The organism is Streptomyces sp. NPDC090045 (assembly GCF_044747975.1).
In the GTDB taxonomy this organism is placed as follows: Bacteria; Actinomycetota; Actinomycetes; order Streptomycetales; family Streptomycetaceae; genus Streptomyces.
The window spans coordinates 43814-63929 of record NZ_JBIVFA010000001.1; the positions used below are offsets into that span (position 1 = coordinate 43814).

Below are 20116 nucleotides of genomic sequence, written 5' to 3' on the forward strand. Positions count from 1 at the left end.
TGTCCCGGACCACAAGGTCTACGCCGACCCGCGCGCCCCCGCAATAGCGCCTCGCGGGGGGCGCGGTCCGGCCTCAGGGACCCGGCGGGAACAGCACGGGTATCGCCGAGACCAGGTGCGAGGCCCGGTCCAGGGCGCTGGCCAGCAGCGCGAGGTCGGTCGGCCCGTTGCCCAGTTCGCGCACCGGACGGCGGGCCGGCGGATCACCCATCCGCTCCCACTCCACCGGGACCACGGTCGGCCTCAGGGTCGCCGTCCGCGGGATCCGGCCGGTGACCCGGCCGGCCTGGAACGGGATCGTGCGGCCGTCCGCGTGACGGAGCAGGCCGCGGCCGGGGCCCGGCTGGTCGGGGGCGTCGAGCTCCACGCGCAGGGTGGTCAGCCGGGCCAGCCCCGTCTCGGCCGTGCGGTCCGGGCGGGCGGTGGTGGCCACCAGGTGCACGCCGAGCCGGGCGCCCTCGCGGGCCACCGCCTCCAGGGCCCGCACCACCGAGCCGGCGGCGGGCCGGCCCGTATTGCCGAGTCCCGGCGCGACCAGCGCGTCGAGGTCGTCCACCAGCACCACCAGGCGGGGCAGCGGGCTCGGACCGGCCGGATCCGTGCGGGGCGTCGAAGCGCGGAGCCGGAGCGTTCCGGTGCGCTGCGGGTCGAGGTCGCCGCGCAGCTCGCCCGGGGTGGGCTGGCGGGGCGCGACCAGCCGGTCGGAGACCTCGCGCTGGGCGTGCCACTCGGCGAACGGCAGTCCCTCCAGCAGCTCGGCGCGGCGCTTGAGCTCCGCGCCCAGCGCCTGCGCGAACTCCCGCATGCGCACCGGATCGGAGGCGACCAGGTGGGCGGAGACGTGCGGGAGTTCGGTGCAGGGCAGCAGCCCGTCACCGCGCTCGCCGCCGGCCCCGTCGAGGAGGACCAGCCCGAGCCGGTCGGGCCGGGCGGCCGCGGACAGCGAAGCGGCCACCGACCGCAACAGCTCCGTCCGCCCGCTCCCGGCCGGCCCCTCGATGAGCAGGTGCGGACCGTCGTGGACCAGCTCGGTGCCGACGGGGCCGCGCCGGCCGCTGCCCAGCACGATCTCGGCGAGGCCGCCCGTGCCCTGGCCCTGGTCGGTGGCGGTGGCCCAGCGGGCCATCAGGGAGGCCGGGGTGGCCCGGGCCAGCCCCAGCTCGTCCAGCAGCCGGGCGGTCGCGGGCAGGGTGGCCGCGGACGGCCGGTACGGGGCGCCGGAGCAGCCGTCGGTGGTGCGCAGGGGTGCCAGCGCCCGGGCGAAGCGCTCGGCCCAGGCGGCGGAGACGGCGTCGGCGGTGGCGGTGCCCCCGGACGGGACCGGGCGGCCGCCGCTGACCGCGAAGGTCCGTACGGCCGTGGCCACGTCCCCGCTGAGCAGGGCGACCGCGCCGCAGTCCCGGAAGGCCGGGTTGGCCGCGCACGCGGCCTCGTAGGTGTCGGCGACCGGCGAGGCGGCGGTGGCGGCCGGGGCCTCGGCCAGCGCGAGCACGTGGATTCCGGCGGCCGGGCCGTGCGAGGCGAGCCGCCCGGTGACGTCGCGCAGCGCGCCCGCCCCGGGATCGCCGTCGAGGACGAGGAGCGTGTACGGGCCCGCGTATGCGGTGGCGGCCTGCCGGACCCGCTCCGGATCGGCGGCGGCCCAGTGCGTGCCCAGCGGCCCGTCGTCCAGGCGCCGGGTCAGCTCACCGGTGCGGGCGGCGGCCTGGTCCTTGTCGTACGCGAGGAGGAGCCGGCAGTCCTGGCCGTGCGCGGGCCGTACGTGGGGCAGCCAGCCGAGCCAGCCCCAGTCGCGCCGCCGCTCGGCGAGGCCGCGCGTGCGGTCGGTGGAGACGAGCACGATCTCCAGCTGCCCCGGCGCGTGCAGTCCCGCCAGCTGTGCGACGGCCCAGCGGGCGGCCCCGGTCAGCCGGGCCCGCGGGCCGGCGAGGCCGAGGGCGCCGACGGCGGGCAGCGACACCCGGCTCCCGGCGCCGAGCCCCACCTCCAGCAGTCTGGCGTGGCCGGGCTGCCCGGGCGTACGGGACCACAGGCGCTCGGTGGGCCCCATGGCGGCCAGCAGCAGCGCGGCCGGGTCGTCGGGGTCGGGGGCGGCGGCGGTGGGCACCGCCTCCGGTGCGGCCTCGGCGAGGTCCTCGCCGCGCACCCACTTGCGGGCCCAGGCCCCGAGCCCCTTGCGGCGGCCGGCGGGGGCGGCGGGCTCGCCGCCGGGGCGCGGCCACGCGGAGGCGTCCGGCGGTCCGGCGGGGGTGCCGGGGCGCGGCCCCGGGGTCGCGTCGGCTCCGGCCGCGCCGGAGCCCGGAGAGCCGGCTCCGCCCGGGGCGTCCGGGGTCCCGGAGGCACCCGCCCACCCGGCCGGCCCGGTGACCTGTCCGGCTCCGGCGGAGCCGTCCGGCGCCGGGCCCGTGGTGCCCGTCGGGCCCGGGGTCCCGGGGTGCTGCGCCTCGGGCGCGGTGGCGGCGCCGGCCGGCGCACCGGCGGCGCCCGACCAACCGGCGGCGCCCGCCGGGGGCGGCACGGAGAGGTGGCCCTCCTGGTCCGGGGTCACCGGCAGCGGGGGCGTCGCGCCCGCGGGCGCGAGCCGCAGCGTGGACTCGCCGACCCGCAGCAGCGCCCCCGGCGGCAGGGCGACCGGCTGGGGCCCCACGGGGGAACCGTCGAGGGTGGTGCCGTTCGTGGAGTCCAGGTCGGCCACCGCGACCCGCCCGTCGCGGATCACCGTGACCGCGCAGTGCAGCCGGGACACGTCGGGGTCGTCCAGCGGGACGTCGGCGTCGGAGGAGCGGCCCACCCGGATCTGGCCGCTGTGCAGCAGGTGCACGCCGCCCGCGTCGGGTCCGGCGACGACGTGCAGCTGGGGTGCGCCGAGGCCGTCCTCGGGCAGCACGTCCGGCACGGGCCCGTGCAGCGCCAGGACCGCGCCGTCCACGAGCGGCGGCTCGCCCAGCACCCGCCGCTGGAGGTCGAGGCGCTCGGAGCCGGCGTAGAGCACGACCGTGCCCCCGGTGTCGGGCCCGCCGACGGTCGCCGCGAGCCCGGAGGCGACCGCGGCCAGCGCGGTGCCGGCCGGTGCCGTGACGAGCACGTCACAGCTCGCGGGGGCGGTCGCGGTCTGGTGGCCGCTGCGCGACCCAAGGACGGTCAACCGGATCTGCATCGCCGTCAGCGGTCCCTTCTGCGCGGTGCGCGGTGTGTGCGCCCGGAAGGGGAAGTTCGGGACATGACTGCCCGATCGCCCCCCACCCGGCACGGACGCGTCGTCCGGTCAGGTCTGCCGGAAGGCGGGGCTCCCGTCCCGTGCCGTCCGTACGGGTGCATCCTCGCACCTGTCGCGGACAACACGCCCGGCACCCGGCAACAAATGATCTTGATGGCTCGCGGACCTCCGCCGACCTCGACCGGATACGGACGGCGAGCGTGGGAAAGACAGGGAAAAACGCCACGGGCATACCCCCCAAACATCACCCTCCGTACATATGTGCGGCAACCAACCTCCGGCGACCGGCGTCTTCCACGGGGACACCCCCTAGAGTGGGCCGGAAAACCAATCAGCGGATCGACGAGAACTCGACCACGATTCGACCAGGAACAGACGACAGCAGGGGAGCGCGAGACGTGCGGCCAGTCGGCAGCAAATACCTGCTCGAGGAGCCGCTCGGGCGCGGCGCCACGGGCACTGTCTGGCGTGCCCGCCAGAGGGAGGCCGCCGGTGCGGAGGCGGCCGTCGCCGGACAGCCCGGCGAGACCGTGGCCATCAAGGTCCTCAAGGAGGAGCTGGCCCAGGACCCCGACATCGTCATGCGCTTCCTGCGCGAGCGCTCGGTCCTGCTGCGCCTGACCCACCCCAACATCGTGCGCACCCGCGACCTCGTCGTCGAGGGCGATCTGCTCGCCCTCGTCATGGACCTGATCGACGGTCCGGACCTGCACAAGTACCTCCGCGAGAACGGCCCGTTCACGCCGGTCGCCGCGAGCCTGCTGACCGCCCAGATCGCGGACGCGCTCGCCGCCAGCCACGCCGACGGCGTGGTCCACCGCGACCTGAAGCCCGCCAACGTCCTGGTCGACGAGCGCGGCGGCCAGATGAAGCCGATGCTCACCGACTTCGGCATCGCCCGCCTCGCGGACTCCCCGGGCCTGACCCGCACCCACGAGTTCGTCGGCACCCCGGCCTACGTCGCGCCCGAGTCCGCCGAGGGCCGCCCGCAGACCTCCGCCGTCGACATCTACGGCGCCGGCATCCTCCTCTACGAGCTGCTCACCGGCCGGCCGCCGTTCGCCGGCGGCACCGCGCTCGAAGTGCTCCACCGCCACCTCAGCGAGGACCCCCAGCGCCCCTCGACTGTGCCCGAGCCGCTGTGGACGGTCGTCGAGCGCTGCCTGCGCAAGGAGCCGAACGAGCGGCCCAGCGCCGTCAGCCTGGCCCGCGCGCTGCGCGTGGTCGCCGCCGGCATCGGCGTGCACTCCACGTCCGCCGACGTGGAGGCCGCGCTCGGGGTGGGCGCGCTGCTCGCCCCCGACCCCTCGCCGGCGCCGGTCCCCGCGACACCGGGCGCCGCCGACCCCACCCAGGTGCTGCCGTCCGGGGCGGGCTCCCCGATGGGCGCCTACGACCCGAACGCCATGACCAGCGTCATGCCGCCGGTCGGCGCCGCCGACGCCACCTCGGTGCTGCCGAGCACGGGAGGCCCCGCGGCCGACCCGACCTCGGTCATGCCGCCCGTGCAGCAGCCGGACCAGCCGCACCCGTGGCAGTCGCAGATGGCGGCCGCCCGCGACCGCAACGAGCAGACGCAGGTCCAGTACCTGGACCCGAGCGAGGACCCGCTGCGGCGCCGCCCGCAGCGGCAGGCGCCCCCGCCGCCGCAGCACCGGCCGCAGCAGCAGCCCCCGCAGCAGCAGCCGTACCGGCAGGGCCCGCCGCAGCAGCAGTACCAGCAGCCGCAGCAGCCCCAGTACCGCCAGCCGCAGCAGCCGCCCCAGCAGCAGTACGCGCCGCCGCCTCCGCCGCCGCAGCACTACCAGCCGCAGCAGCAGCGCCAGCCTCAGCAGTACCAGCAGCCGCAGCAGCCGCAGTACCGCCAGCCCCAGCCGCCTCCGCAGCAGCAGCCCCCGCAGAGCCCGCCGCCCCGGCAGCCGGCCCCCCGGGAGCCCCGCGAGCCGCGCCGCCGCAGTGCCAACCCGGTGCGGATCCCCGGCCTCGGCTGCCTCAAGGGCTGCCTGGTCGTCATCCTGCTCTTCGTCGTGGCGGGCTGGCTGGTCTGGGAGCTCACCCCGCTCCAGGAGTGGGTCGGCACCGGCCGCGGCTGGTTCGACCAGCTGTGGACCTGGGGCAGCGGCATCGTCGACTGGGTGAGCACGGTCGGCGACTCCGCGGGCTCCGGTTCCTCGGGCTCCACCAAGTCCTGAAACGAGGTCCGTAGCGCCGACTTCGTGGATTTGTCGACTTCTGCGGGGTGATTTCGCCCGCAGAAGTGAAGGTCGCCGCGAATCCGGGCCCCTGCTGGCCTCCAACGCCCACCCGGCCGCGTAGCTTTGGTGCGTACGCCAGCCGCTGAGGGAGCAGTCGTGGCACGGAAGATCGGCAGCCGGTACACCGCGCACCAGATCCTGGGGCGCGGCAGCGCGGGCACGGTGTGGCTGGGCGAGGGGCCTGACGGGCCCGTCGCCGTCAAACTGCTGCGCGAGGACCTCGCGTCCGACCAGGAGCTGGTCGGACGCTTCGTCCAGGAGCGCAGCGCGCTGCTCGGCCTGGACCATCCGCACGTGGTCTCCGTCCGCGACCTCGTCGTGGACGGCAACGACCTCGCCCTCGTCATGGACCTCGTCCGCGGTACGGACCTGCGCACGCGGCTCGACCGGGAGCGGCGGCTCGCCCCCGAGGCGGCCGTGGCGATCGTCGCGGACGTCGCCGACGCGCTGGCCGCCGCGCACGCGGCGGGGGTCGTCCACCGCGACGTCAAGCCCGAGAACGTGCTGCTGGACATGCAGGGCCCGCTCGGCCCGGGCGGCTCGCACCCCGCCCTGCTGACCGACTTCGGCGTGGCCAAGCTGATCGACACCCCGCGGCGGGCCTCCGCGGGCCGGGCCTCCGCCCCCACCACCCGGATCATCGGCACGCCGGACTACCTGGCGCCGGAGATCGTCGAAGGCCTGCCGCCGCGGGCGGCGGTGGACATATATGCCCTGGCCACCGTCCTGTACGAGCTCCTGGCCGGCTTCACCCCCTTCGGCGGGGGCCACCCGGGCGCGGTGCTGCGGCGGCACGTGACCGAGACGGTCGTCCCGCTCCCGGGGATCCCCGACGAGCTGTGGCAGCTGATCGTGCAGTGCCTGGCGAAGGCCCCGGCCTCGCGGCTGCGGGCGTCGGAGCTCTCGGTGCGGCTGCGGGACCTCCTGCCGCTGCTGGCCGGGATGCCGCCGCTGGACGTGGACGAACCGGACGACGCGGATCCGGACCCCGAGCCCTCGGACGAGCCGGCCGCGGACCCGGTCCGCCGCCGGGGCGTGGTCCCGCTCGTCCCCGGGTCCGCGACGGACTCCAACCGGGACACCCACACCTCGATGCGGGTGCCGGGGCCGGACGAGCTGGCGGGCGGGGCGCTGGGCACGGCGCGGGTCCCGCGTCCGGCCGGCGGCCACCGGCCCGGCTCCGCCCGGCACCGGGCCGAGGCCGCCCGTAAGCGGCGGCTGGTGCTGTCCGTCTCGGCCGTCGCGCTGGCCGCGGCGCTCGGCCTGGGCACCTGGCTGGCCTTCTCCGGGGGCGACGAGCCCCCACCCCAGGACACCAAGCAGTCGGTCCCCCGTAAGCCGTAGCCCTGCGGGCCGCCCGCTGGGCCCCCGCCTCAATCGCCGGCGCGGCTTCAAGACCGGGGCTCCGCCCCGAACCCCGCGCCTCAAACGCCGGCGAGGCTGGATTTGCCGGCGTTCGAGGCCCCGGTCCGGGCGGAGCCGCGCTATTTCAGCCCCTCCGGCGTTTGAGGAGTGGGGGTCCCCCCGGACGGAGTCTGGGGGAGGGTCTGGGGCGGAGCCCCCAGGAGCGGCGCGGAGCGCCGTAGGGTCCGGGCGGAGCCCGGTGGGTTGGCGGGGCGGAGCCCCAGGTCCGGGCGGAGCCGGGGCTAGGCGGGGACAAGCTCCGGGTGCCAGCGCCGTGCCACGGCGGGGTGGGCCCGCACCCAACCCTTCAGCTCGTTGCGCCCGTACTCGGCGTGCAGCGGGTTCGACGCGTCGTGGGCGACCCCGGGGGCCGACGCCAGGTAGTCGCCCGGGACGGTCTCCACGACCGCGTCCAGCCGCGGGTTGTAGAAGAACGGCACCGAATACCGCTCCACCGCCCCCGGCGGGCTCACCACCCGGTGGTCCGTCGCCGTCAGGTAGCCCTCCGTCGCTATCTCCAGCAGTTCGCCCAGGTTGACCACGAACGCCCCCGGGAGCGGCGGGACGTCCAGGTAGCCGCCGTCGCGCACGACCTGCAGGCCGCCCACCGAGTCCTGCAGGAGCAGGGTCAGGAAGCCGTAGTCCTTGTGCGCGCCGACCCCCTGGTCGGCGCCGGACGGGGCGGATCCGGGATAGCGGATCAGCTTCGTGTGCAGGTGCGGGCGGTCCGCGAAGGCCTCGTCGAAGAAGTCCGCCGGGGCGCCGATCGAGGTGAGGAGCTCCTGGAGCAGCCGGTGGGCCACCGCCGCGAGGCGGGACTGCCAGTCCAGGACCACCGTACGGAGCTCCGGGAGCGCGGCGGGCCACTGGTTCGGGCCCTCCAGCCACAGGTACGCCGGGTCGTCCGGACCCACGACCGGCGCAGGGCGCTCCGCGCCCACGTCCAGCTGGTCCCGCCAGTCGGAGGCCCCGCCGGTCAGCTCGTGACCGATCCGGGTGTAACCGCGGAAGTGCGGGGAGTTCAGATTGCTCACGGCGAGCCGGTCGGCCTCCGGGAGGGCGAAGAAAGCCCTGGTCAGCTCCAGGATGCGGGCGCTCTCGGCGGCGGTGACGCCGTGCCCGGTCAGGTGCAGGAAGCCGGTGTCCCTGGCCGCTGCGTGCAGCTGCTTCAGGAATTCGGCCCGCTGGGCCGGGTCGTCGGCCTGGGAGAGGTCCAGGACGGGGAGAGTGTGCGCGGACGGCATGACGGCTCCGTTTCGGGATGTCACGGGGTCCTGTTCCCCAGAGATGGTGGGGGCCGCGGGTGGAGGTGGGTCGCCGACGAGGGTGGTGCCGGGACCGCGGGAGCCGCGTACAGGACCAAGTCGGATCGGGGTGGATCAGGCTTGGGTACGGTCCGGCGGCAGACAGCTCGTCGTCGTGACACGCATGTGGTCGACATGGCGGCGCTTGACGAGGAGAACGGTCATACCGTGAGCGTACGCCCGTACGAGCCTTCATCAGTACGGGCGATCCGGCCTGCCCGGACGGCGTTGTCCGGGGACCGGCTACGCTGGACCCGTGGCAGTCGTCGATGTTTCCGAAGAGCTGAAGTCCCTCTCCTCGACCATGGGGTCGATCGAGGCCGTCCTGGACCTCGACAAGCTGAGGGCAGATATCGCCGTGCTCGAGGAGCAGGCCGCTGCGCCGTCCCTGTGGGACGACCCGGAGGCCGCCCAGAAGATCACGAGCAAGCTTTCGCACCTCCAGGCCGAGGTTCGCAAGACCGAGGCCCTGCGGGGGCGCATCGACGACCTCGCGGTGCTGTTCGACCTCGCCCAGGAGATGGACGACGCGGACACCCTCGCCGAGGCCGAGGCGGAGCTGATCTCCGTGCGCAAGGCGCTGGACGAGATGGAGGTCCGGACCCTGCTCTCCGGCGAGTACGCCGAGCGCGAGGCCCTGGTCAACATCCGTGCCGAGGCCGGCGGCGTCGACGCCTCCGACTTCGCCGAGCGCCTCCAGCGCATGTACCTGCGCTGGGCCGAGCGGCACGGCTACTCCACCGAGATCTACGAGACCTCGTACGCGGAAGAGGCCGGCATCAAGTCGACCACCTTCGTCGTCAAGGCCCCGTACGCCTACGGCACCCTCTCCGTCGAGCAGGGCACCCACCGCCTCGTCCGGATCTCGCCCTTCGACAACCAGGGCCGCCGCCAGACCTCCTTCGCGGGCGTCGAGGTGCTCCCGGTCGTCGAGACCAGCGACCACGTCGAGATCGACGAGGCCGAGCTGCGCGTCGACGTGTACCGCGCCTCCGGCCCCGGCGGCCAGGGCGTCAACACCACCGACTCGGCCGTGCGCATCACGCACATCCCGACCGGCATCGTGGTGTCCTGCCAGAACGAGCGCTCGCAGATCCAGAACAAGGCCAGCGCCATGAACGTCCTCCAGGCCAAGCTGCTCGAGCGGCGCCGCCAGGAGGAGAAGGACAAGATGGACGCCCTCAAGGACGGCGGCAGCTCCTGGGGCAACCAGATGCGCTCCTACGTCCTGCACCCGTACCAGATGGTCAAGGACCTGCGGACGGAGTTCGAGGTCGGCAACCCGCAGGCGGTGCTCGACGGCGAGATCGACGGCTTCCTGGAGGCCGGGATCCGCTGGCGCAAGCAGCAGGAGCAGACCGCGTAACGAGTGACCCCACGACGAGTGACCCCACGGACGTGGACGAGGGCCCGGACATCGGTGATGTCCGGGCCCTCGTGCTGTGTGGTGATCGGTACGCGGCGCGGTGGCCGCGGGCACCGCGGCTAGGCGGTCTGCTGGGCCACCAGCACCAGGGCTGCCACGAGGACCACCATGAGCACGATGAGAGCCACGGGGTTCAGGCCGGAGAAGGGGCCCTCCTGCTGGAGGCGCTCCCGGTTCGCCCGGCACACCGGGCAGCGGCCCTGGCTGACGGGTGCGGCGCAGTTCGCGCACACGAGCCGGTCATATGTCATGCGCTCCTCCTCTCGTCCCCTCGGTGTCGTCTGTTGCCTATAACGGCGTGGGGAACCAGACCGTTCCCCCTACCACTGTGCCAGCTTCGCCGACATTCGGCGCGGCCCGTCCGGGCAATCACGGTCCGGAGCGGCCCGCACCCCGGGATAAAACGGGCAAGTCCGGTTGCCGGGTCCACACCTCGCGCCCGTTCGCGTATGGTCACGCACACCTACTCCCGGCGACCGTGGTGCACCCGTGATCCGATTCGACAGCGTCTCCAAGTCCTACCCGAAGCAGAGCCGTCCTGCACTCAGAGAAGTCTCCCTCGACATCGCCAAGGGCGAGTTCGTGTTCCTCGTCGGCTCCTCCGGCTCCGGCAAGTCCACCTTCCTGCGGCTCATCCTGCGCGAGGAGCGGGCGAGCCACGGCCAGGTGCACGTCCTGGGCAAGGACCTCGCCAAGCTCTCCAACTGGAAGGTTCCGCAGATGCGGCGCCAGTTGGGGACCGTCTTCCAGGACTTCCGCCTGCTGCCCAACAAGACGGTGGCCGAGAACGTGGCCTTCGCCCAGGAGGTCATCGGCAAGCCGAGGGGCGAGATCCGCAAGGCCGTCCCCCAGGTCCTCGAACTGGTGGGCCTGGGCGGCAAGGAAGAGCGGATGCCCGGCGAGCTCTCGGGCGGTGAGCAGCAGCGCGTGGCCATCGCCCGCGCCTTCGTCAACCGCCCCGCCCTGCTGATCGCGGACGAGCCCACCGGCAACCTCGACCCGCAGACCTCCGTCGGCATCATGAAGCTGCTGGACCGGATCAACCGGACCGGCACCACCGTGATCATGGCCACGCACGACCAGCAGATCGTGGACCAGATGCGCAAGCGCGTCATCGAACTCGAACAGGGCCGACTCGTACGCGACCAGTCGCGCGGCGTCTACGGCTACCAGCACTGAAAGGCCCTTGAGAGTCATGCGCGCCCAGTTCGTCATGTCGGAGATCGGCGTAGGTCTCCGCCGCAATCTCACCATGACCTTCGCGGTCATCATCTCCGTGGCCCTGTCACTGGCCCTGTTCGGCGGCTCCCTGCTCATGAGCGAGCAGGTCAGCAGGATGAAGGGCTTCTGGTACGACAAGGCCAACGTCTCGATCTACCTCTGCAACAAGCAGGACGCCCAGGAGGCAGGCGAGGCCGCCGCCAAACCGGACGGCTCGGGAGGCGGCGCCGGCGGCGTCGCCACCTGCCGCAAGGGCGCCGTGACCGACGAGCAGAAGAAGCAGATCGAGTCCGAGCTCAAGCAGATGTCCCTGGTCAAGTCCGTGGCCTACGAGTCCGCGGACGAGGCGTACAAGCACTACCAGGAGCAGTACGGTCACACCGCGCTGGCCTCCTCCATCACGCCCGACCAGATGCAGGAGTCCTTCCGGGTCAAGCTCAAGAACCCGGAGAAGTACAAGGTGGTCACCTCCGCCTTCGCGGGCCGCGACGGCATCCACACCGTCGACGACCAGCGCCAGGCGATCGACGACCTCTTCCGGATCCTCAACTACCTCAACTACGCAGCCCTCGGCATCATGCTGATCATGCTGATCGTGGCGCTGCTGCTGATCGTCAACACCGTGCGCGTCTCGGCGTTCAGCCGCAGGCGGGAGACGGGGATCATGCGGCTCGTGGGTGCCTCCAGCTTCTACATCCAGGTGCCCTTCATCATGGAGGCCGCCTTCGCCGGGCTCATCGGCGCGCTCTTCGCCTGCGCCATGCTCGTCTCCGGCCAGTACTTCGTGATCGACCACGGCGTCGGACTGCGCGACAAGATCCAGCTGATCGACTTCATGGGCTGGGGATCGGTGCTGGCCAAGCTCCCGTACGTGCTCTTCATCGGCCTCCTGATGCCCTCCTTGGCCGCCTTCGTCGCCCTGCGCAAGTACCTGAAGGTGTGACAAGCGCCCCGCGAGCGGTACGGCCAACCATCCGTACCGGAGCGGGGCTTGTCCTAGACTCGGCGCCATGCCGGCTCTGCCCGCCTTCTGTCTCCGGCCCCGCGACCTGCGTCGCGGGGCCGTCTTGACGTTGGCCTTCCTCGCCGCCGTCGCCACCGGCGCCTTAACCGGATGCTGGGACCGGGAGGACGGCGCCGCGGCCGCCGAGGCCCGTACGGAGCTCCCCGCGTCCGGCGCCCCCCGCGCCGCCGGCACCGCCGACCGCGACGCGGTCGCCCGCGCCGCCGCCGAGGCCGTCGCCGAGGGGAAGTCCGGCAAGAAGGCCGCCCAGGACGTGGTCAGCCGCAGCGGCGACCGCTGGGGCACCGTCTACGACCAGGGCGAGTACGCCGCCTTCACCGAGGGCCTCGACGGCCACTGGACCGGCGTCGGGGTCTGGGCCGAACGCGCCCACGACGGCGTGATCAAGGTCGACAAGGTCCAGCCCGGCAGCCCCGCCGCCCGGGCCGGACTGCGCACCGGGGACCGGCTGCTGAGCGTCGACGGGCACGCCGTGACCGGCCTGGCCGTCACCGACGTCGTCGCCCTGCTGCGCGGCACGGCCGGCACCCCCGTCGTGCTGAACCTGAGCCGGGACGGCGCCGACCTCACCGAGACCGTCCGCCGTGAGCAGCTGCGCACCGAACCCGTGACCGTGCGGCAGCGCCCGGACGGCGTCACCGTCATCAAGGTCACCTCCTTCACCCGCGGATCCGGCGAGCGGGTCAAGGCCGCCGTCCGCGCCGCCCCGGCCGGCGCCGGCGTCATGCTCGACCTGCGCGGCAACCCGGGCGGGCTGGTCACCGAGGCGGTCACCGCCGCCTCCGCCTTCCTGGACGGCGGGCTCGTGGCGACGTACGACGTACGGGGCGAGCAGCGCGTCCTGAACGCGGCCCCGGGCGGGGACACCACCCGGCCACTGGTGGCCCTCGTCGACGGCGGCACGATGAGCGCGGCGGAGCTGGTGACGGGCGCCCTCCAGGACCGGGGCCGGGCGGTGGCCGTGGGCAGCCGGACCTTCGGCAAGGGCTCGGTGCAGATGCCGACCGAGCTCCCGGACGGTTCGGTGGCCGAGCTGACGGTGGGCACGTACCGCACTCCGGGGGGCCGCAGCCTGGACGGCGCCGGCATCACCCCGGACGTGCCGGCGGGCGAGCGGGCCGAAGAACGGGCCGTCACGGTATTGGGTGGCCTCGGGGTGGGTCCGTAGTGCGAAAATGACCGCACTATGGCTAAGGAAAAAGGGCGCAAGCTGATCGCCCAGAACAAGAAGGCGCGGCACGACTACACGATCCTCGACACCTACGAGTGCGGACTCGTGCTCACGGGGACCGAGGTCAAGTCCATGCGCCAGGGCCGGGCCTCGCTGGTGGACGGCTTCGTGTCGGTGGAGGGCCGCGAGGCGTGGCTCTACAACGTGCACGTGCCGGAGTACAGCCAGGGCACCTGGACCAACCACAGCGCCCGGCGCAAGCGGAAGCTCCTCATGCACCGGGAGGAGATCGACAAGCTGGAGCGCAAGTCGGAGGAGACGGGTCACACGATCGTGCCCCTCTCCCTGTACTTCAAGGACGGCCGCGCGAAGGTCGAGATCGCGCTGGCGAAGGGCAAGAAGGAGTACGACAAGCGTCAGACCCTGCGGGAGAAGCAGGACACCCGCGAGACGAACCGGGCGATCTCGGCCATCCGCCGCAAGCAGCGGGGCACGGTTTAACCTCCTGGCACGCGGTGGTCCACTTCGCGTACGATGGCGTCAGCACCCACCGCTCGCGGTGGACGCTACTTGTTAACAAAACATGGGGATGATCGGTTTCGACAGCGGATGTCGATGCAGGGGAAGCGAGCCGAGGAAGCGGCAATGATCTCGCTAACCACATGTCGCAAACAATAATCGCCAACTCCAAGAGCGATAACTCCCGCTTCACCCTCGCTGCCTAATAACAGTGAGCTGAAGCCTCTGTGAGGAGCGTCAGCCCGGAAGTGGTCCCGGTCCGGATCCTGGCGTCAATTAGGGATCTAAACCTCTAGCCCCGGTCACGGGGGTTGGAGGGAAATCAAACAGTGACTGAGCCCGTCGGAGACTTGTCCGTGTGATCTCCGGGGCTGAGAAAAGCGCAGCGGACTGCGCTCGGAGAAGCCCTGCTTCTGCACCGTTGGACGCGGGTTCGATTCCCGCCATCTCCACTCATCCCATGTGGGCAAAGGCCCCCTGACCTGCGAACTTCGGCAGGGCAGGGGGTTTTTCTCATTTCGCGGCCATCGGCACCCGCGACGGCGAACGTACAACGTCGCTGACCTCGAAGGAGCCAGGCGTTTCCGCAGGGTTCCACCCCTGTCGCACCCGCCGGCCGGTAGCGTGGTCACACCACCCACCACCGAGGAGACCGCCATGGCCACACCCGCGCTCCCCGACTGGATGTTCCCTCCGCGCCCGAGCGGCTGGGAGGCGGACGACCTCGACCACCTCACCGAGGCGCCCCGGCACACGGAATTGATCGACGGAGCGCTGATCTTCATGATGTCGCCGCAACGGTCGTGGCACTCCCGCGTCGTGGAGAACCTGACCTTCGCCCTGCGACACGCCGCCCCCGAGGGGTTCGAGGTCGAGCGGGAAATGAGCGTCCGCCTCGACAAGCGGTCCCGTCCTGAGCCGGACATCCTCGCGGTCACGGCGGCCTACGACCCGGACCGCACCTGGTACGCGCCCGATGACGTGGCCCTGGTGGTCGAAGTCGTCTCGGAGGAGTCGGCCGACCGCGACCGGAGCATCAAGCCGTTCAAGTACGCCCAGGCAGGCATCCGGCACTTCTGGCGGGTTGAGGACGAGAACGGCACCCCGGTCATCCACACCTATGAGCTCGACACCCTTACCCGCTCGTACGTGGCGACAGGCATCCACCGCAACCGGCTGAGCGTGCCCGTGCCGTTCCCTGGGGACATCGACCTCACCGCCCTCGCCCCCCGCCGGTAACGCACGCCCGCGGCCCGCTGCACGGCAACCGTTGCTTCTGGCTCGTGGTGGCCGTCCGCTGCCGGGAGGCGTCCCTGTCGTGGACAGCCCGAAGGCCCCGCAGCCGAGAGGCTGCGGGGCCTTTGTCATGCCGGGCGGGCCGCTGTCAGCAGAACGGCACCTTGTTGAGGTTCAGGGCGTAGCGGGCCGCGATCCAGCCGGAGCCGTCGGCGAGTTTGTACCAGAGCGAATTGCCCTCGACGTTCTGGGCGTTGACCTTGCACTGGAGGGGGACCACGGTGCCCGTGTGGACCTTGCCCGTCTTCGCGTAGTGCGTGCCGGGGCCGGAGTGGACGCGGAGGCCCTTCCCGGGGGAGACGATCTTGGCCTTCGGGGTCTCGTGGTGGCCGTCGCACTTCTTGCACGTGCCGGGCTTGCCGGTGTCGCCCTTGGGGCCGCGGGGTCCTTCGGGGCCGGTCTTGCCCGTGTGTCCCTTCGGTCCCTGAGGCCCGGTCTTGCCGGGGTGCCCCTTCGGTCCCTGGGGGCCGGTCTTGCCCGTGTGGCCCTTCGGGCCCTGGCGTCCGGGCTTGCCGTCGTCGCCCTTGTGGCCCCGGGGCCGCGTTTGCCCTCCGGTCCGGGCTTGCCCTTCTCGCCCTTCTCGCCCTTCGGGCCTCGGGACGGGCCCGGTTCGCCCCGTTCACCCTGCTCGCCCCGTTCACCCTGCTCGCCCTGTTCACCCTGCGGGCCCTGAGGGCCGGCGGGGCCCTCCCGGCCGGTGTCGCCACGCTCGCCCCGTTCGCCGCGCTCGCCCTTGTCCCCCTTCTCGCCCTTGGGGCCGGGGCGGCCGGGCTTGCCGTGGTGGCCGGGCTTGCCGTCGTGCCCGTGGTGTCCGTCGTCTCCCTTGTCACCCCTGTCGCCCTTGGGGCCGGTCACCGCGGTGGCCACGGCGAACAGCACGGCCTCGGAGGCTCCGGTCTCCCACTCGCCGCCGGTCAGCGTCGTGCCTTGCGGGGCGCTCGCGTCGACCCGTACGGACACGCCGAGTTGGGTCTGTGCGTTCGCCGGGAAGCGGAAGCCGGCGCGGGTGCCCGCGTCGCAGGTCAGCAGGCGTGCGTCCGCCGACCGGGTGCAGGCGCTGGCCACGCGCCGGCCGTTCCAGTAGAAGCGGGTCTCCGGGAACGTGGTCCGTTCCGGGGCGGTGATCCGGAAGGTGCCGCTGACGGCCGGGTCCGACCCGCTGACGGCCGCGATGACCACGCGGGCGCTCTTCCCGGGGGCGATCGAGGGGACGTACGGCTGGGAGAACCGGATGTTCGTCGAGTCGGCGAGGGCCGGTACGGCCGGAACCAGACAGGTGGCGGTGACGGCTGCGACGATCAGGGCCGCGGGCACGGAGCGGGAAGCAGACAGCAAGGGGTGTTCCTCCGCAAAGGAGAAGGGCGCGGGGGAAGGCACCCCCAGTTATTGCGGATCATGAGCGGTGGCGGTGCGTACCACGCGGGAACGATCACTCGGCCGCCGCACGAATCGTCCCGGCACGGTGGTCGCCAGCGCGATCAGCGCGGCCGCGGCCGGCACCGCGTAGGCGGCGGCCGGGCCCAGGCTCTCCACCGCGAGGCCGGCGCCGGCCGAACCGGCCGCGATGCCCGCGAAGATCGCGGTGACCGCCAGCGTCATGCCCTCGTTGAGGCGTCCTTCGGGGGTCAGCGCATGGACCTGGGACATCGCCGCGACCATCGTCGGGGCCGTGGCCATGCCGGCCAGGAGGAGGGCGCAGCCGAGGGCGGGCAGGGAGCCGGTGGCCGCGGCGGCCCAAGGGAGGGTCATGAAGACGGCCAGGACGCACACGCAGGCCTTCAGCGAGCGGGGGCGCAGGGTGCCGTAGAGCAGGCCCGCCGCGCAGGATCCCGCGGCCTGCAGGGCCAGGACCAGACCGGAGGAGGCGCCGAGGCCGCGGGCGTCGAGGTACGCGATCGAGGTGATCTCCATCGAGCCGAAGACCACGCCGGTGACGAGGAAGAGCGGCAGCAGCGGGCCGAGGGCGCGCAGCGGTGAGCCCTTCCGGGGCGCCGCGGCCACCGGGGGCTGCGTGGCGCGGCAGGAGGTGAAGACCAGCATGCCGGTGAGCAGCAGGGCCGCGCCGGTGAGGGTGCCCGCCTCGGGGAAGACGGCGCTGCAGAGGAAGGCCGCCAGGACCGGTCCGAGCATGAAGCAGAGCTCGTCCGCGGCCTGTTCGAAGGACATCGCCGTGTGGTGCGCGGCCGGGGAGTCGCGCAGCAGGTGCGTCCAGCGGGCGCGGGACATGCCGCCGATGTTGGGGGTGGTGGCGGTCGCGGCGTACGAGGCGAAGAGGGTCCAGGCGGGGGCCCCGGTACGCACGCAGGCGATCAGCGAGAGCGAGCCGAGGACCGCGATCAGGGTGGCCGGTACGGCGATCCGGGCCTGGCCGTGGCGGTCGATCAGCCGGGCGGTCAAGGGCGCGACCAGCGCGGTGGCGGCCAGGCCGGTCGCCGTGACCGCGCCGGCGAGGGCGTACGAGCCGCGCTGCCCGGCGATCATCATGACCGCGCTGACCCCGAACATGCCCATGGGGAGCCGGGCGAGGAGGTTCCCGGCGGTGAATCCGCGGGTACCGGGCCGGGCGAACAGGCGGCGGTAGGGGCCCTGGGGCGTGCGGGCGGGCCGGGAGTGACCGGCGGGCGGTCCGGCGAGCGGTCCGGCGATGACGAGGGTGCTGCCGGTGACGGTCATGCGCGGGGCGGCGGCGGTACGGGCGGCAGCGGGGCGGGCGGCTGCAGTGCGGGCGGCGGTCGTGGTCGTGGCGGGCATGGGAAAAGCCTCGGGCCCGGCCCCCGTCCCGGTCCAACACCTGTTCGGAGCCCATTCACCGCCCTCTGTTGTTAGTCTCCGGGGGTGAATCCCCGCGATGTCGACCCCAGGCTGCTGCGCGGCTTCGTCGCGGCCGCCGAGGAGCTGCACTTCACCCGCGCCGCCGCCCGCCTCTACGTGGCCCAGCAGGCGCTCAGCCGCGATGTCCGGCGGCTCGAACAGGCCCTGGGCGCACCCCTGTTCCTGCGGACCACCCGGCAGGTGGAGCTGACCGCCGACGGGCAGCGGCTGCTGCCGCTGGCCCGGCGCGTGCTGGCCGCGCACGAGGAGCTCGCCGCCGCCTTCGCCGCGCCCCGCCCGCTCCTCGTCGACCTGAACACCGACGGGCCCTGCACCCAGCGGACCGTGCTGGTGAGGGCCCGCGAACTCGCCCCGGACTGCGAGCTGATGGCCCGCTTCGAGAGCGGGCTCACCTACGCCGCCGCCGAGATCACCGCAGGCCGGCTCGACGTGGCCTTCGGATACGCGGACGGTCTGGACCCGGCGCTGCGGGCGGGGCTCGAGGCGATGCCCGTGCGGTACGAGCCGCTCGCCGTGCTGCTGCCCGAGGGTCACGCGCTGGCTGCGCGGGAGACCGTACCGCTGGACGCGCTCGCCGGGGAGACCGTGTACGTCGGCGCCGGGAACCCGCGGACCGCCGAGTGGACGGGGCTGGCCCGCGAGCTGTTCGCCGGGCGGGGCATCGAGCCGGCGCCGCCCGCGCCGGTGGCGGTCGGCAAGGAGGAGTTCGTCCGGGTCATGGCCAAGACCCGCAACCCGGTGCTGGTGACCGTGGGCTTCCTCGACATGCCGGCATCCGTGAAGCGGCCGCTGACCGACCCGGTGCCGCTGTCCCCGCTGTCCATGGTGTGGAGGAGGGGCCTCGCCCATCCCGGGCTGGACGCCCTGCGCGCCGCGGCCGCCGGCCTCGCGGCCGACCGAGGGTGGCTGGATCCTCCTCCCGGCAGCTGGCGGCCGAAGGGGCTCACACACGGCCCCGGCGGCGGGTGAGAGCAAGGTTTCCCGGCGGTCATCCGGCGGGGACCGGGGCCGAAACGCGCCCTTCCTACGGTCGTCACCACGGACGCGACAGCTGTGGAGGCGTGTGATGACCGGTACGACCGCACCGCGCAGGGGAGGCCGCTGGATCGAGCAGTGGGATCCCGAGGACGAGACCTTCTGGAAGGAGACGGGGGAGAAGACCGCCCGCCGCAACCTCATCTATTCGGTGCTCTCCGAACACATCGGGTTCTCCATCTGGTCGCTCTGGTCCGTGATGGTGCTCTTCATGGGCCCCGCCTACGGGATCGACCCGGCCGGGAAGTTCTTCCTCATTGCGACCGCGACCCTCGTCGGCGCCGTGGTGCGGGTGCCGTACACCTTCGCCGTCGCCCGCTTCGGCGGCCGGAACTGGACCGTCTTCAGCGCGCTGATGCTGCTCGCGCCGACGGTGGCCGCAATGGTGGTCATGGAGCCCGGGACCTCGTACGGGACCTTCCTGCTCGTCGCGGCCCTCACCGGGGTGGGCGGCGGAAACTTCGCCTCCTCCATGACCAACATCAACGCCTTCTTCCCGCTCCGCAAGAAGGGCTGGGCGCTCGGCCTGAACGCCGGCGGCGGCAACATCGGCGTGCCCGTGGTGCAGCTGGCCGGACTGCTGGTCATCGCCACCGCCGGGGCCACGCACCCGCGGCTCCTGCTCGGCGCCTACATCCCGCTGATCGTGCTCGCGGCGGTCCTGGCGGCCGTACGGATGGACAACCTGGCGCCCGTGCGCAACGACACCGGCGCCGTCCGCGAGGCGCTGAAGGACGCCCACACCTGGATCATGTCGTTCCTCTACATCGGGACGTTCGGGTCCTTCATCGGCTACAGCTTCGCCTTCGGCCTGGTGCTGCAGACCCAGTTCGGCCGCACCCCGCTGCAGGCCGCCTCGCTGACCTTCATCGGGCCCCTGCTCGGATCGCTGATCCGGCCGGTGGGCGGGGCGCTGGCGGACCGCTTCGGCGGGGCGCGGATCACCCTGGGGACGTTCGTGGCGATGGCGGCGGCGACCGGGGTCGTCGTGTTCGCCTCGGGCCGGTCCTCGCTGCCCGTCTTCCTCGTCGGGTTCGTGGCGCTGTTCGTCCTGAGCGGCCTCGGCAACGGGTCGACGTACAAGATGATCCCGGGCATCTTCCAGGCGAAGGCACTGGCCCGCGGCATGGGCGGCGAGGAGGCCGCGGCCTACGGACGGCGCCTCTCCGGAGCCGCCATGGGACTCATCGGAGCGGTCGGCGCACTCGGCGGACTCGGCATCAACCTCGTCTTCCGGGAGGCCTTCCTCAGCTCCGGGTCCGGCACGGCGGCCTTCGTCACCTTCCTCGGCTTCTACGCCCTGTGCTGCGCGGTGACCTGGGCGGTATACCTTCGCCGGCCGGCGGCCCCGGTGATCCACACGGTCGGCGTCGAGACGAAACCGCAGCTCACGTCGGTGTAACCGGGGCGAA

The 20116-nt window shown here is 73.1% G+C and carries 16 protein-coding genes and 1 other RNA gene; 12 read left to right on the plus strand and 5 right to left on the minus strand.

The window, feature by feature from the left end; all coding sequences use genetic code 11:
• Positions 1 to 73: 73 nt before the first annotated feature.
• A complete protein-coding gene (locus ACIPYQ_RS00185; protein ID WP_401244804.1) occupies positions 74 to 3157 on the minus strand; it encodes an FHA domain-containing protein in 3084 nt (1027 codons plus the stop codon).
• Between the two features lie 458 nt (positions 3158 to 3615).
• Here ACIPYQ_RS00185 and ACIPYQ_RS00190 point away from each other — a divergent pair, with 458 nt between their 5' ends.
• Both ACIPYQ_RS00190 and ACIPYQ_RS00195 read left to right on the plus strand, forming a co-directional pair.
• Positions 3616 to 5409, plus strand: a complete 1794-nt coding sequence (locus ACIPYQ_RS00190; RefSeq protein ID WP_401244806.1) for a protein kinase — start codon at positions 3616 to 3618, stop codon at positions 5407 to 5409.
• A gap of 159 nt (positions 5410 to 5568) precedes the next feature.
• Positions 5569 to 6816, plus strand: a complete 1248-nt coding sequence (locus ACIPYQ_RS00195; RefSeq protein WP_361761800.1) for a serine/threonine-protein kinase — start codon at positions 5569 to 5571, stop codon at positions 6814 to 6816.
• A gap of 302 nt (positions 6817 to 7118) precedes the next feature.
• Here ACIPYQ_RS00195 and ACIPYQ_RS00200 read toward each other — a convergent pair whose 3' ends face one another.
• The gene (locus ACIPYQ_RS00200) at positions 7119 to 8120 is read right to left on the minus strand and encodes a 2-oxoglutarate and iron-dependent oxygenase domain-containing protein (protein WP_361761797.1); all 1002 of its coding nucleotides are present in this window, start codon (positions 8118 to 8120) and stop codon (positions 7119 to 7121) included.
• 316 nt (positions 8121 to 8436) lie between these two features.
• Here ACIPYQ_RS00200 and prfB point away from each other — a divergent pair, with 316 nt between their 5' ends.
• Complete coding sequence (prfB, locus tag ACIPYQ_RS00205; RefSeq protein ID WP_361761794.1) at positions 8437 to 9546, plus strand: peptide chain release factor 2; 1110 nt, start codon at positions 8437 to 8439, stop codon at positions 9544 to 9546.
• 119 nt (positions 9547 to 9665) lie between these two features.
• Here prfB and ACIPYQ_RS00210 read toward each other — a convergent pair whose 3' ends face one another.
• Positions 9666 to 9857 carry a hypothetical protein gene (locus ACIPYQ_RS00210; RefSeq protein WP_030662818.1) on the minus strand — a complete coding sequence of 64 codons (192 nt, stop codon included), beginning with the start codon at positions 9855 to 9857 and terminating at the stop codon, positions 9666 to 9668.
• Positions 9858 to 10095: 238 nt separating this feature from the next.
• Between ACIPYQ_RS00210 and ftsE the strand changes: the two genes are divergently transcribed.
• From ftsE to ACIPYQ_RS00240, 6 genes are all read left to right on the plus strand, one after another.
• Complete coding sequence (gene ftsE / locus ACIPYQ_RS00215; RefSeq protein ID WP_030011324.1) at positions 10096 to 10785, plus strand: cell division ATP-binding protein FtsE; 690 nt, start codon at positions 10096 to 10098, stop codon at positions 10783 to 10785.
• Between the two features lie 16 nt (positions 10786 to 10801).
• On the plus strand, positions 10802 to 11770 hold the full coding sequence (ftsX, locus tag ACIPYQ_RS00220) for a permease-like cell division protein FtsX (protein WP_361761790.1): 969 nt from the start codon (positions 10802 to 10804) through the stop codon (positions 11768 to 11770).
• 67 nt (positions 11771 to 11837) lie between these two features.
• The gene (locus tag ACIPYQ_RS00225) at positions 11838 to 13019 is read left to right on the plus strand and encodes a S41 family peptidase (RefSeq protein ID WP_401244810.1); all 1182 of its coding nucleotides are present in this window, start codon (positions 11838 to 11840) and stop codon (positions 13017 to 13019) included.
• A gap of 18 nt (positions 13020 to 13037) precedes the next feature.
• A complete protein-coding gene (smpB, locus tag ACIPYQ_RS00230; protein WP_361761784.1) occupies positions 13038 to 13523 on the plus strand; it encodes an SsrA-binding protein SmpB in 486 nt (161 codons plus the stop codon).
• Positions 13524 to 13607: 84 nt separating this feature from the next.
• Positions 13608 to 13996: a transfer-messenger RNA gene (ssrA, locus tag ACIPYQ_RS00235) on the plus strand.
• Between the two features lie 202 nt (positions 13997 to 14198).
• A complete protein-coding gene (locus tag ACIPYQ_RS00240; RefSeq protein WP_351297544.1) occupies positions 14199 to 14780 on the plus strand; it encodes a Uma2 family endonuclease in 582 nt (193 codons plus the stop codon).
• 145 nt (positions 14781 to 14925) lie between these two features.
• Here the strand turns inward: ACIPYQ_RS00240 and ACIPYQ_RS00245 are convergent, their stop codons facing one another.
• Positions 14926 to 15141 (minus strand): SH3 domain-containing protein, encoded by a 216-nt coding sequence (locus ACIPYQ_RS00245; RefSeq protein WP_401246059.1) that lies wholly within the window; start codon positions 15139 to 15141, stop codon positions 14926 to 14928.
• Positions 15142 to 15957: 816 nt separating this feature from the next.
• Between ACIPYQ_RS00245 and ACIPYQ_RS00250 the strand changes: the two genes are divergently transcribed.
• Positions 15958 to 16236 carry a hypothetical protein gene (locus ACIPYQ_RS00250; RefSeq protein ID WP_401244812.1) on the plus strand — a complete coding sequence of 93 codons (279 nt, stop codon included), beginning with the start codon at positions 15958 to 15960 and terminating at the stop codon, positions 16234 to 16236.
• Here ACIPYQ_RS00250 and ACIPYQ_RS00255 read toward each other — a convergent pair.
• On the minus strand, positions 16221 to 17588 hold the full coding sequence (locus tag ACIPYQ_RS00255; RefSeq protein ID WP_401244814.1) for an MFS transporter: 1368 nt from the start codon (positions 17586 to 17588) through the stop codon (positions 16221 to 16223). The two genes, ACIPYQ_RS00250 and ACIPYQ_RS00255, sit on opposite strands and share 16 nt — an antisense overlap.
• Before the next feature lie 84 nt (positions 17589 to 17672).
• Between ACIPYQ_RS00255 and ACIPYQ_RS00260 the strand changes: the two genes are divergently transcribed.
• Together ACIPYQ_RS00260 and ACIPYQ_RS00265 are read left to right on the plus strand one after the other, a co-directional pair.
• Entirely contained in the window at positions 17673 to 18638 is a 966-nt protein-coding gene (locus ACIPYQ_RS00260) for a LysR family transcriptional regulator (protein WP_401244816.1), read from the plus strand.
• Positions 18639 to 18735: 97 nt separating this feature from the next.
• Positions 18736 to 20106: a nitrate/nitrite transporter gene (locus tag ACIPYQ_RS00265; protein ID WP_401244818.1), complete on the plus strand. Its 1371-nt coding sequence runs from the start codon at positions 18736 to 18738 to the stop codon at positions 20104 to 20106.
• Positions 20107 to 20116 lie beyond the last annotated feature (10 nt).

Coding starts and splice junctions, on each gene's coding strand:
- ACIPYQ_RS00185 (WP_401244804.1), bottom strand. CDS start 3,157: ATGCAGATCCGGTTGACCGTCCTTGGGTCGCGCAGCGGCCACCAGACC.
- smpB (WP_361761784.1), top strand. CDS start 13,038: ATGGCTAAGGAAAAAGGGCGCAAGCTGATCGCCCAGAACAAGAAGGCG.
- ACIPYQ_RS00210 (WP_030662818.1), bottom strand. CDS start 9,857: ATGACATATGACCGGCTCGTGTGCGCGAACTGCGCCGCACCCGTCAGC.
- ACIPYQ_RS00240 (WP_351297544.1), top strand. CDS start 14,199: ATGGCCACACCCGCGCTCCCCGACTGGATGTTCCCTCCGCGCCCGAGC.
- ACIPYQ_RS00265 (WP_401244818.1), top strand. CDS start 18,736: ATGACCGGTACGACCGCACCGCGCAGGGGAGGCCGCTGGATCGAGCAG.
- ACIPYQ_RS00255 (WP_401244814.1), bottom strand. CDS start 17,588: ATGCCCGCCACGACCACGACCGCCGCCCGCACTGCAGCCGCCCGCCCC.
- ACIPYQ_RS00225 (WP_401244810.1), top strand. CDS start 11,838: ATGCCGGCTCTGCCCGCCTTCTGTCTCCGGCCCCGCGACCTGCGTCGC.
- ftsX (WP_361761790.1), top strand. CDS start 10,802: ATGCGCGCCCAGTTCGTCATGTCGGAGATCGGCGTAGGTCTCCGCCGC.
- ACIPYQ_RS00200 (WP_361761797.1), bottom strand. CDS start 8,120: ATGCCGTCCGCGCACACTCTCCCCGTCCTGGACCTCTCCCAGGCCGAC.